General features: G+C 64.0%; 14 protein-coding genes. All 14 read left to right on the top strand.

Going from position 1 to position 11,997, the window contains the following annotated elements; all coding sequences use genetic code 11:
* The first annotated feature begins 45 nt into the window (after window positions 1-45).
* The 14 genes from GD429_RS07240 to GD429_RS07175 all read left to right on the top strand — a co-directional run bounded on the left by GD429_RS07240 (window position 46) and on the right by GD429_RS07175 (window position 11,986).
* A complete protein-coding gene (locus GD429_RS07240) occupies window positions 46-267 on the top strand; it encodes a hypothetical protein (protein ID WP_152856318.1) in 222 nt (73 codons plus the stop codon).
* 584 nt (window positions 268-851) lie between these two features.
* Window positions 852-1,178, top strand: a complete 327-nt coding sequence (locus GD429_RS07235) for a hypothetical protein (RefSeq protein WP_152856317.1) — start codon at window positions 852-854, stop codon at window positions 1,176-1,178.
* 13 nt (window positions 1,179-1,191) lie between these two features.
* Window positions 1,192-1,434 carry a hypothetical protein gene (locus tag GD429_RS07230; protein WP_152856316.1) on the top strand — a complete coding sequence of 81 codons (243 nt, stop codon included), beginning with the start codon at window positions 1,192-1,194 and terminating at the stop codon, window positions 1,432-1,434.
* Window positions 1,435-1,455: 21 nt separating this feature from the next.
* On the top strand, window positions 1,456-2,265 hold the full coding sequence (locus GD429_RS07225; protein ID WP_227791576.1) for a methyltransferase: 810 nt from the start codon (window positions 1,456-1,458) through the stop codon (window positions 2,263-2,265).
* Window positions 2,266-2,867: 602 nt separating this feature from the next.
* Window positions 2,868-3,221: a hypothetical protein gene (locus GD429_RS07220; RefSeq protein WP_152856315.1), complete on the top strand. Its 354-nt coding sequence runs from the start codon at window positions 2,868-2,870 to the stop codon at window positions 3,219-3,221.
* Between the two features lie 20 nt (window positions 3,222-3,241).
* Window positions 3,242-3,472: a hypothetical protein gene (locus tag GD429_RS07215; protein WP_152856314.1), complete on the top strand. Its 231-nt coding sequence runs from the start codon at window positions 3,242-3,244 to the stop codon at window positions 3,470-3,472.
* A gap of 24 nt (window positions 3,473-3,496) precedes the next feature.
* On the top strand, window positions 3,497-3,769 hold the full coding sequence (locus tag GD429_RS07210) for a hypothetical protein (RefSeq protein ID WP_052101713.1): 273 nt from the start codon (window positions 3,497-3,499) through the stop codon (window positions 3,767-3,769).
* Between the two features lie 594 nt (window positions 3,770-4,363).
* A complete protein-coding gene (locus tag GD429_RS07205) occupies window positions 4,364-6,667 on the top strand; it encodes a ParB/RepB/Spo0J family partition protein (protein ID WP_152856313.1) in 2,304 nt (767 codons plus the stop codon).
* 682 nt (window positions 6,668-7,349) lie between these two features.
* A complete protein-coding gene (locus tag GD429_RS40315) occupies window positions 7,350-7,580 on the top strand; it encodes a hypothetical protein (RefSeq protein ID WP_193727072.1) in 231 nt (76 codons plus the stop codon).
* A gap of 673 nt (window positions 7,581-8,253) precedes the next feature.
* Complete coding sequence (locus GD429_RS07195; protein WP_152856311.1) at window positions 8,254-8,517, top strand: hypothetical protein; 264 nt, start codon at window positions 8,254-8,256, stop codon at window positions 8,515-8,517.
* A 15-nt stretch (window positions 8,518-8,532) separates the two neighbouring features.
* Window positions 8,533-10,107 carry a DUF5710 domain-containing protein gene (locus GD429_RS07190; RefSeq protein WP_152856310.1) on the top strand — a complete coding sequence of 525 codons (1,575 nt, stop codon included), beginning with the start codon at window positions 8,533-8,535 and terminating at the stop codon, window positions 10,105-10,107.
* 4 nt (window positions 10,108-10,111) lie between these two features.
* Window positions 10,112-10,585: a hypothetical protein gene (locus GD429_RS07185; RefSeq protein ID WP_152856309.1), complete on the top strand. Its 474-nt coding sequence runs from the start codon at window positions 10,112-10,114 to the stop codon at window positions 10,583-10,585.
* On the top strand, window positions 10,582-11,199 hold the full coding sequence (locus GD429_RS07180; RefSeq protein ID WP_227791575.1) for a phospholipase D-like domain-containing protein: 618 nt from the start codon (window positions 10,582-10,584) through the stop codon (window positions 11,197-11,199). Before GD429_RS07185 ends, GD429_RS07180 begins: the two co-directional genes overlap by 4 nt.
* A gap of 586 nt (window positions 11,200-11,785) precedes the next feature.
* Entirely contained in the window at window positions 11,786-11,986 is a 201-nt protein-coding gene (locus GD429_RS07175; protein ID WP_152856308.1) for a hypothetical protein, read from the top strand.
* The last annotated feature ends 11 nt before the right edge of the window (window positions 11,987-11,997 follow it).

Genomic DNA, 11,997 nt, shown 5'->3' with positions numbered 1-11,997 from the left:
CGGCCACGTCCGGATGCGTGGCCGCATTGATGGAGACCAGAGACAATGATTCGAAATTTCCGGATGCGCGCGGGCGCAGTGGTTTATGTCGCCTGCGCCGGCCTCGCCGCATGCGCCGATCAGGCGCCGACGGCCGCCAGACAACCGGCCGTGATCTACGTGCATCCGCCGGAGGCCCCGCAGGGTCTGGCCGGCGTCGGCGGGTTCAGCCTGACACCCGACGGAAAGGTAGCCGTTAATGGGAGCAACCCGGACACCGCACGGTGACCGCACCAACCGATCCAAGACGCCGGCCGTGTGCCGGCGTTTTCGTATCCGGCTCGCGGAGCCATCCAGCCGGGCCGCCGCACCTTGCGCGCCGGCCAGCTGCGCCGCCCGTCACGCAAGCCGCGTACGCGGCGCCCCGGTGACCGGACGATCCCGCTCTTGGGACTGCGCCGCGTCCCGCGGCTTGCCCCGGCGCGAGCCATCCCCGCCAGCCTCGCAGTGCGCCGTCGGCGCCCTGCTCGGATAGCGCGCTCGCCGCGCGGGGCATTCTGCCTCGTCGCGCAGCTGGCGCTACCGACATCTCCGTCCCCCTGGTTCGTCGTCCATCTCCCGCGACCGTAGCTGCGGCCTCTGCCGCGTCAAGGCGCGCGGGGCCGTGTCAGTCGCTGCGCTCCATCCCGCACCCACCCCGCGCTGTTCCCTTGACGCGTCGCCGGTCCTCGCTCGTTTCATCGCGGGACGACGAACTCAGGGGAACGGCGGCAGCTGCGAAGCGCAGCCCGCCGACTCACCAGAACCCACTACGCCGGGACTCCGAATCTTGGGGCCCGGCGGCATTTCAACGGCGCAAGCAAGGAGCGGCAATGGCACGCATCAAGTATTTCAACGGCACGCAGGAGCTGAAAAACATTCACGGCGTCGACCGGGAGAAGTTCGCGCAGGCGTTTCCGGGCGTGAAGGGGCGACGCTGGGACGGCTTTTCGATGATGGTCGGCTACCCGCTGGCGGGAAGCGTTGGCCCCGTTCCCGTCGAGCGGGTCATTGAATTCAAGAGCAATCCGAGCCGCCATGCGTGCGATTCACGATGCCTCAACGCGCAAGGAAAAGTCATGCGGTGCGAGTGCTCGTGCGGAGGGCAGAACCATGGCCGCGGCGCTTTCAGCGGCCTTGTTCAAACGCAACAGGCCTGACGGAGGCACCGACATGCCCACGACTGACCGTATCGGCCGAGCGGAACTGATCGCTCGATTTGTCGACCTCGAACTTGTCGAGGACGGGGCGCGTTACATCGTCGGTGCAGGCGACCGCCGCGCCGGACAGCGCGGCACGCTCATCGCAGTGCTTCGCTTCCGTCACGACGGTGGCTATGAGGTTGTGCTCCAGCTCGATAACGGAAAGCTCGACAGCTTTTCGTTCATGCAGCTGCTTCCCGAATTGCCCCACTGAACGCCTACAAGGATAGATCGAATGAAACTCACGCGCGCACAAACCAAGAAAATGCAGGAAGTCGAACAGCTGATCGCGCTGGAGCGCCGACTCACCGACGACGAACGCTTGTTCGTGCTCGAGCACTACCAGGAAGGGGCGAATTGCGATAACGCAGCAATGGGTGCATTTTTTACACCGGGTGGCCTCGCGCGCGACTTCGCGATCGAGGTTTACAGTGGGTGCGACACGATTGTCGACCTCTGCGCCGGGATCGGATCGCTTGCGTATTGGTGTGAGGACAAGGCGCGCAAGCTCGTTTGCGTCGAACAGTGCGCCGAGTATGTCCGCGTCGGCCGAAAGGTGATGCCCGATGCACAGTGGATTCACGCGGACGTGTTCGGTGACTGGATCAAGGATTTCGACGGGTTCGATTGCGCGATCAGCAATCCGCCGTTTGGCAACCGCGTGAAAGGTGCGACGTTCGATGGCCGATATACGGGCAGCACGTTCGAATACAAGGTAATCGAGCTGGCGTCGCGGATCGCGGACTATGGCGTTTTCATCATCCCGCAGCCGTCCGCACCGTTCGCTTATTCCGGCACGCAGTTCTATCAACCGCGCATGAGCACGGATTGTCGCAAGTTCGTCGAGCAGACCGGAATCACAATGGAGCCGAATTGCGGCATCGACACCGCGTTGTGCCGTGACGACTGGCACGGCGTCGCGCCGATCTGCGAAATCGTCGTATGCGACTTTGAGGCCATCGAGCAGGAGCCTGTCCGCCAGGCACGTGCCGAAGCCGTCCCCGTTCCGGTCGCTCAGCTCGATCTGTTCGCGGCCGCCGCCTGATTTGAAGCGGCGCAATCGGCGGCAATCGCGATTGCAGACGCCGGCCATGTGTCGGCGCTGTCGTATTCGGCACTCGGAGCCATCCAGCCGGGCCGCAGCATCTTGCGCGCCGGCCAGCTGCGCCGCCCGTCACGCAAGCCGCGTACGCGGCGTCCCGGTGACCAGACGATCCCGCTCTTGGGACTGCGCCGCGTCCCGCGGCTTGCCCCGGCGCGAGCCATCCCCGTCAGCCTCGCGGCGCGCCGTCGGCGCCCCGCTCGGATAGCGCGCTCGCCGCGCGGGGCGTTCTGCCTCGTCGCGCAACTGGCGCTACCGACAGCTCCGTCCCCCTCGTTCGTCGTCCATCTCCCGCGACCGTAGCTCGGCCCTTTGCCGCGTCAAGGCGCGCGGTGCCGTGTCAGTCGCTGCGCTCCATCCCGCACCCACCCCCGCGCTGCTTCCTTGACGCGTCGCCGGTCCTTGCTCGTTTTGTCGCGGGACGACGAACTCAGGGGAACGGCGGCAGCTGCGAAGCGCAGCCCGCCGACTCGCCAGAACCCACTACGCCGGGACTCCGAATCTTGGGGCCCGGCAGTCAATTCATTTTTATGGAGGATTTCACGATGGTCGAAACGATCGAGGTCGGCCCCACGCCGTGCGACGAAGTTTCTGCAGCGATCCGCGATTCCAACTATCCCGAACGCAGTCGCGCGGAATGCCGTGCGTTCATCAACCAGATCAAGCGGGCGATGGGCGAACCGCCGGAGGGCGTCGGCCTGTTCATCAAGAGCAACGCGCACGACTTCGGCACATATCGCGAGGTCGCCGTGAAGGTCGGCGGCATTCTGACACCGGAGGCACGTGAGCGGGCGCTCGAATACGCCTACCGCTGTGAATCCGAATCTCCGGTGCGGTGGGACGAGCAAGCGCGAGCGGAACTTGCCGCTGCCGGCTTTCCGGTTCCTGTGGACGCGTGACAGATATGGCGACGGCACGCTTGTGGACCATCAAGGTGATCGTGGACGAGCTGGAAACGTGCGTGATCGAAGGGAAGGGAAAAGCGAACAAGGAAAAGGAACTGCGTCGCGTATGTACCGAGACCGCGCAATCGACAGGTGGCGAAGTCTGGGTGACGGAAAGCCAGGCGCGAGCATGGCAAGTGTGGGATTGCCGGAAAGGTGACCGCTTCGGAACACGCGGCCGTGTTGTCCATAAGGACACCGAATAACACGCTTCTATTCGAGAGGAGCCAATGCACACGATCACTATGCCCGTCATTTCGACCTGCCACATCACCGCAGCGACGGACCGGATATTGCAGGACCAGGGTGACCAGAATCCGTGGACCTATGTCGCGCCATACAGCGAAGGTGCCTTCATGTACATCCAGAGCGAAGACTTGGAGGGGCTGCCCGCAGACCTTATCGACATTTCCGCGTGGGCACGCAAGCACGGCTATCAGTGGGTCCGCATCGACGCGGACGGCGACGTCGTTGACCAGCTGCCTTCGTATGAGTGGACCTAACGGAAAGTGAGGCGCGGGGGGAGCGCATGCTCGCCCCCCACAGAACTTTGCACCGGAATCGATCGCATCCAGCCGGGCCGCCGCACCTTGCGTGCCGGACGGCACTGCCGACCGGCACGCAAGCCGCGCGCGGCGGCCCGGTGACCGGACGATCCCGCTCTTGGGACTGCGCCGCGTCCCGCGGCTTGCCCCGGCGCGAGCCATCCCCGCCAGCCTCGCGGCGCGCCGTCGGCGCACCGCTCGGATAGCGCGCTCGCCGCGCGGGGCGTTCTGCCTCGTCGCGCAGCTGGCGCTACCGACAGCTCCGTCCCCCTGGTTCGTCGTCCATCCCCCGCGACCGTAGCTGCGGCCTCTGCCGCGTCAAGGCGCGCGGGGCCGTGTCAGTCGCTGCGCTCCATCCCGCACCCACCCCGCGCTGTTCCCTTGACGCGTCGCCGGTCCTCGCTCGTTTTGTCGCGGGACGACGAACTCAGGGGAACGGCGGCAGCTGCGAAGCGTAGCCCGCCGACTCGACAGAACGGCTTACGCCGGGACTCAGAATCTTGGGGCCCGGCAGTCCCGTCACACCATCAACCTTCATTGCGAGGAACTGCCATGCAAACCGTGATTGCCCAAGCCACCGACGTCAACGCGACGGACAACGCACACACTGTCGATCGACCGATTGCCTTGAAGGCCGGTGCGAGTGAGGTGTTGATTCCGTTGAAACGGCTGGTCGCATCGCCCTATAACCAGCGCAGGACGAAGCGCGATCCGGCGACCATCGAGGCAATCGCGGACAACATTCTTGCTGTGAACCTCCTGCAGAATCTGGTCGTTCACCCCATGAAGGTTGCGGCCAAGAAGGCGCAGACCTATGGCGTGGACGCTGGCGAAACGCGACGCCTCGCACTGTTGCTCAATGTCGATCGAGGGCATATCACGCTCGATTTCGAGGTGCGCTGCATGGTGATTTCGGAAGCGGAGGCGATTCTCGCCAGCGCGTCGGAAAACGACCTGCGTGTACCGCCGCATCCGGCCGACCAGTTTTACGCATACAAGGCACTTGCCGACGAGGGGCGCAGCCCCGAATTCATCGCGACCGTGTTCAAGGTCAGCCCGAAAACCGTCGCCGGACACCTGAAACTCGCAAATGTCTCCCCCAAGCTGTTCGAATTGTTCGCCAGCGACGTGATCAAACTCGACCAGATCAAGGCGCTTGCAATCACCGACGACCACGAACGGCAGGAAGCGGCATGGTTCGGTGCAAAGGGCCAGTGGAATCAGAGCGCAAACGCGCTGCGCACCGTGCTGAAAGGCGACAAGCTTTCATTCGGTGACCGGATGGTGCGCTTCGTGTCGGTTGCCGCATACGAGGCAGCCGGAGGTCTTGTGGAGCGTGACTTGTTCGCGGCGCAAGATGACGGTTTCATCGTCAATCGCGACCTGCTGTCGCGTCTGTTCGATGAGAAGATTGCAGGCACCGTCGAAACGATCAAGGCAGAGGGCTGGACGTGGGTCGAAGCCCGACCGAAATTTGACTACGACGACCGCAACCAGTTCACGCAACTGTACGCCAAACCGACCCCGTTCAGCGGCGAAGAGAAGGTGAAGTACGAGGAAACGGAACGGCGTGCGAACGAACTCAACGACAAGATCGCGGCGAGCGACGACGCCGAGGAAGGCGACGCGGCGTACCTCAGCGACGAAGATCGCGGCAAGCTGGAGGCCGAGTGTGACGAGCTCTACGCGGTCATTCACGAAATGGACGACCGTGACGGGCAATTCACGCCGGAACAGATGAAGGTCAGCGGCGCAATCATCACAGTCGGCCACGACGGCGAGCTGGAAATCGTTCGCGGCCTGATCCGTCGCGAGGACCGCGCGGAAGCACGCGCGATGATGGAAGAAGCAGGCCAATCCGTCCCGCGTAGCCTGACCAAGAAGGTCAAGGGCGTGCATTCGGAAAAACTGCTGCTCAATCTCACGGCGCATCGTACGGCGGCCGTTCAGTCCGCGCTGGTCGTGGATGCGAACGTCGCGCTCGTTGTCGTCGTGCATCGGTTGGTGTTGGAGTTCGTGTATGACCGCTATAGCGATCTCAGCGCGGCCCGAATCATGGAAGAACAGCCGATGAACAGCATGGACCGTGCGGCTCCCGGAATCGAGAAGCTGCCGCAGTACGATCAACTGTCGCTGTCGGTCCTCGCCGTCACGCGCGTGCTCCCGAAGAACCCCAATGAACTGTTCGGGTGGCTGCTCGAACAGTCGCAGACGGCGCTCCTGAACATTCTGGCGGTCTGTACCGCGCTGAGTCTCAACGGCGTGAGCCGCACCGAAGAGGCGCATCCGATCAATACCATCGCGGGCGCGCTGGAACTCGACCTGTCCGCGTATTGGAAGCCGACGCGTGAGTCCTATTTCGATCACGTGTCGAAGGACCGGATCGCCGCAATCGTCAGCGAGGTTGTGTCGAAGGAGCAGGGCGCACGCATTGCCAAGATGAAGAAGGGCGAGGCCGCGCAGGAAGCCGAGAAGCTGCTTGCCAATAAGAACTGGCTCCCGGAGTTTATGGCAGCGGCCGAGGTACGCGAGGCACGTCACTACTACCGTCCGGATGAGGACGATGACGAGGCTGACGTCCATGCAGTGGATGGGAGCGATGAGCAAGCGACGGTGCTGGCGACGGACCCGAACAGCGAGTCGGAACCGGATGACGACGACATCCCGTTCGCGAATCCCGATCCGGCACCGTGGCCGTTTCCGAAATCGGCCGATTTCGTGGCGTCCGCCCCGAAGCAGGCGATCGAGCCGCAGTCGGAATGCGAGGCGGACGATGCTCGCGATGCGCAACGCGTCGCGTGGCCCTTCCCGATGGCGAACGGCACCGCAGTGACGGCCGCGCGACTCGCAGCCTGATTCTTCCGAATACCCGTAGCCTGTGCCTTTTGCCCCGTCAACATGACGGGGCTTTTTTCGTCTGGTGGCGGTGCCCGGGCCAGCCAGCGCCGCGTAGTCCGTCCTCATCGCGCCTGGCGGCGCTCTATCGTCCGGGCGACGCGGCGAGAGGACGCGTCGGCTTCGCCGACCAAGGGGGAACCCCGTTCCGGTTCCCCCTTGGATCTCCCTCCCTCGGGGCGCACACGAATTCCACATACCAATTGCAATCATCAATATAGATGATTAGAATCTATTCAAGGTTCCGCGAGCGGAACCAGAAAACAACGCGAGTGAGACCAACGAGTATGAACGTATCGCCCGAAAAAACATCGACGCGCGCTGCGCCGACCGCTTACGCGGTCGCTGGCGCGCGTCGATCGGGCGAATGTCAAAGGATAGGAAAGCGAGCTGAACCGTCGGTGGAAGTGTGGTCGTTGCATCGTGCAGGTCTCAATGTGTGGCAGCGGCAGACGGGTCAGGTGATTGGAGCGTCGCGAGGTATCCCTTGCGGCGCTCGCTAGAGGAAGTCCGTGCAGCCGCGCGATTAGCGGTACGGCACGACCTCGAAACGGCAATCGCATATCCCGAACTCGGCTGGTCAGCGCGACGAGCTTTAGCGACGGCGTTCGTACACGCGATAACCGTCGCCACGTTCAGCGCATTGATGCTGGTGCTTGCACCGTATTTATCGACCATGATCGGGCGCGACATTCCAGCGCTTGCCGTCATGCTCGACTTGGACGAGCCGACGACGTGCCTTCCCGTCGCTCATGATTGGTATCTGGTGAAACGCGTGTTGATCGGATATGCAGGCTTGGTCGGACTGGCGGTCCTTGGTTTGCTTTGCTATCTCGGCTACTTCCGGTGTCGCGCGATCGTTCGCGCGGGTTGAACCGCACAATTGCACGGCGCCTGATTTGGCGTCGAATGGGAGGAACACACGTCATTTTCCGGGGCGTCTTTGCTTCGCAAAGACCGGCTATGTTGCGCTACGCCCGCGCGCCGCGCGGGCTACGCGTCGAGCCTCCTGCGGAGTCTCGCCCCTCTCCCTGCGGTCGGGGCTGCCAGCGCCTCGCCGACCGGTCGCTCCGCTCCCGGAAAAGCTCACCATTCGTGTATCTGTCTCTCAGCATGCTGCGTTGGCCCTCGCTGCAGCATGGATTCGCCCCGCTTTTGCGGGGCTTTTTTTTCGCTTCGCTCTTCGTCCTGGCGGACGCGCTGTTGTGTCGCACCTTCGGCGCGACGGGCGCTCGCCGCGCGGCGTCGTGCCTCGACGCAGTCGCTTCATCCGCACCGTTCCCCTCGTTCTCGTCTTGCATCGCGACCATAGGTTCGCCTCCCCGGTGGTCAAGGCGCGCGGGGCCGTGTTGTCGCTTCGCGACTGCCCGCCCCAATCCCCCGCGCTTCATCCCTTGACCGCCGGCGCCGCTCACCTCTCAGGGTCGCGGGACGATGAACTCAGGGGAACGGCGGCAGCTTCGGACGAAGGGGCCGTCTCGGCAAGACGCGAACGCCGGGACTCCGAATCTAGGGTTCCGGTCGGCGCACAACCTATGGAGAGAGCGATGGAACTGATGAGCGATGCGATGACGCAGGATGGCGAGGAACTGATTCCGCATGGCGGGCCGGAAGTGGTCGTCCGAAATACCTATCGGCTGGAAGTGTGGGATGAGGATCCGGACGGCGGGCCGCTCTTTACGCTGCCGGTCGACACGCCCGTCGCACTTCTCCCGTCGTTGATTGCGATCTTCCGGAAAGCTCGTGCGGACGGGGTTGCAGCCGGTCAGCGCATGAAAGCTGCTGAGATCCGTCGTGCCCTCGACCTTTGACCGAAGGGGCCACACATGCAGATCACCGAAATGGCAAGACGTTCGAATCGCGGTCAGGACCGTGCTGTGGACCGATTTCTCCGGTCGATTCCCCAGTCACAGCGCAATAGCGCCGGCCGCCGATCGCAGACGCAGCATGATCCGGCAAGCCGCATCTACCTCGCGGTACCTTACCCGGACATCGCAAAGGCGCGCGCACTTGGCGCTGAGTTCGACAGCAAACACCGCCTGTGCTGGATTGCGACGACAGCCGATCGGACACCCTTCGCGAAGTGGGTCGTCGACGAGTCTGCGCTCCGTCATGCCGGTATCAACCCGGAGGATGTGCTGGCCGACTTCAGGGACGCGATGAAAAGCTATCAGCTGGTACCGGGTCGCGTAATCCCGGACGGGAAATGGCACTGTGCGAACATCGAGACGCGCAACGGTCCGCGGTTGAACGGCAGCTATCGGCTCGAATTCAAAGGCGGAGTCTGGCGCGGCTACATCCGGAACTTCAAGGGCGCATCGGGTCCGTGGCGCTTCAAGTCGGGCACGCTGTCGCGCGAACAGCGCGCTGCGCTCGAGGCGCAAGATCGCGAGCGTCAGGCGATCCGCGACGCCGAGCGTCTCGCCGAGCAGCGCGCCGTCGCGCGTCGGACGCTCGGAATTCTGACGGGGCTCGCGCGAGCGGGGCATGACGTCCACCCCTACCTGAAGAAGAAAGGGGTCGGTGCTTACGGATTGCGTCTCGCGAATGGCTCCACGGACGACATGGCAGGCCTGCTCAATCTCGCGGCCTTCAAGCGTTCCCGCGACCTGTATCTGGTGGTGCCCGGTCGGGGCGTCGACGATAGCCTGCTCACCGCCCAGGTACTGGGCCCCGATGGTTCGAAGCTCTTCGTCAAGGGTGCCCGGAAGACCGGCGCATTCCATCTCATCGGCGCGCACCGTGTGGCAGATCTTGCCAACGCGCCGGCGGTGCTATTTGCCGAAGGATACGCGACGGGGGCCACGTTGTACGAGGCGACCGGGATGCCCGTCGTCGTCTGCTTCGACGCCGACAATCTCGTTCAGGTCGCCAAGGAACTCGTACGTGTTCTGCCGATGGCGCAACCGAAAGTCGTGTGCGCCGACAACGACCAGTACTTTCTCGATGGCGCGCTCGAGCGGATCGCCGAGCTCGGTACGTCCGCGCCGAGCTCGGCGCAGACACTGATGGTGTGCGCCGGCGCTGGCGAACAGGCCCGCGAAGTGGTCGCCGCCGGCGCAGTCGCTGACGGCCAATGGCACGCGGCCGAGAACGGGAAGTATCGGCTGTCGGTGGAGCGGGTGCGCGGGCTTGTTCGAGGCGTGACCATCGACATCGTGAAATCCGCCGATGACCACCCGCACATCCGCATCACGACACGCAACAAGGGCCTCGAAGCTGGTGAGGAGGCCGCACGCATCCTGCGCGGCCGGGTGGTCTCCCCGGCGTTTATCTCTCTGATCGGGAGACCGACCGACTTCAACGACCTCGCGACAGCAGAAGGGCGGTCGGCGGTGACTGGCCAGATTCAGGCGGTTCTGCCGCTTCCGCTTCATTGCGAAGACAACGATATACGGTGAACTCATGCCCACGCTCCATTATTTCCACGATCTTACCGTCCGCCAACAGCGCCAGGCGCAGAAGCTAATCGGTGACCTGCAGCCCGAATGGCACTGCTACCTGACCGATGGAGCCGCGGACGTCGTTCAGGCACTCCCTCTCCAGCCGATTGTTCGCACGGGCGCGATCCAGCTGTCCGATGCGGCGCGCGCCCAGCTTGCCGCGGAGGACCGCCGCGAGATGGAGTTCGTCGTCCGTCATGCGATCGGTGACTGGTCCGAGATCCCTGCGACCGAGCAGGCCGCGAATCATCTAGCCCTTGAAGAGGAGGGCGTCATCGCCTCGCGCTTCGCGCTCGGCGCGGCCGCGTGGGTGTATGTGACGACGCAGGCCGACCGGCATGCCACGCACGTTACAGTCGGGCGCGCGATCGAATGCGACCGGTTCCCAGTGTTCGCCGCGCGCAGCGCGTGCGTCCACGGAGCAAGCGAGTCATGATCACTTCACCACTTCGGCGCGCAGCACAGCTGTTCATGGTCGCCGCCGGCGCCGCATTGCCGCCCGCCGTCCACGCCTCGCCCTGGAGTGCCCAGCTCGAGGCGGCCGTCACGACGCACATGGCGGTTGCACCCACCGAGCGCGTCAACTGGTATGCCTTTTCTCCTGAGGACAACGGAATGGACCTCGTGATGTATGGCGTCAATTCCGCGCGTAAGTCGATTCATGTGCTCGCCTACGTGATGACCTATCGGCCGTTGATCGAGGCGCTGGCATCGAAAGCCCGTGCGGGCGTGCAGGTCGCGATCGCGGTGGACTATGGTGAGAGCATTGCCAACGATCGCGGCGGGTATATCCACCGCGGCCTTGACTATCTGGCCCGGGCTGGCGTGTATGTCTGCACCGTCGACCGTTTCAAACTGATGCACGATAAGACAATAATTCTCGACGGTCGCAGCGTTCAGACCGGCAGCATCAATTACAGCGCCGCCGGCGCGCGCGCGAATAGCGAAAATGCGGTGATCGAGTGGAATGACTTGCAGAGTGCCGAGGCCTTTGAGCGGCATTTTCAGTCCAGGCTGGGGCAGTGTCGACCGTTGGCACAATCTCAGTAGCCGCATTCGAGCTCGTTGCTTAGCTGGTTGAGGTCGGTGCAGGGGCATTTCCGGGCTCCGCCCGGAAACCGCTACGGCGTGCTCATCTCGCTGCGCGAGCTGCGCATCGAGCCCCGTTCCGGGTCTCGCCCCTTCGGGCTTTCATCGCTTGCCTTCCGGCTTCGCCGGCCAGACGGGGCTTCGCCCCTTCTGGACTTCCCACCCCCTGAAGTGATGCGGCCTTCGGCCGCATAGGGGCGCTCGCCGCGCGGCGTTTCTGCCCTCGCGCGACGTGCCGCCACCGTCGCCAGCCCCCTGAGTTCGCCGTCCCTTTTCGCGACCGTAGCCCTCCGCCACGGACTGGCAAGGGTTCGCTTCGCCGTGTCCTCGCCCGTTCGGTGCTCGCCTTCGGCTGCGCTCCGCTGCGGCCTGCGGGCACGCCCTTGCCAGTCCGCGGCTGCGGTCTCCTTAGTCGCCGGGACGACGAACTCAGGGGACTGGCGGCAGCACGGAAGCAGCTGCCGATCGGGCAGAAACAACCCCTACGAAGGGACTCTGAATCTTGGGTCCCGGTCAGCCTGAACCCCTTAAACCGCATGGAGCGCATATGAAATCGAACCTTCTTCGCCGCATCGCCGCTTTCTTTCTGGGCTGTGACCTGAACGCGGATATCCGCGTGATGCACCGCTGGCGTCGAGAGGAAGACGACGTGCGCGCCGTGCGTGTCGAAACCGTGATCGATGGCGAGTGCAAGCGCGTGACCCTGTACCGCCATGCCCCCGGCGCTTGGTCGCCGATGCCCCTGTAAGGAGAAGAGAC

Origin of the sequence: Burkholderia sp. BE17 (assembly GCF_009362305.1) — a bacterium.
GTDB classification, from domain to species: Bacteria; Pseudomonadota; Gammaproteobacteria; order Burkholderiales; family Burkholderiaceae; genus Burkholderia; species Burkholderia pyrrocinia_C.
This window is presented reverse-complemented; position numbering and strand designations above follow the sequence as displayed.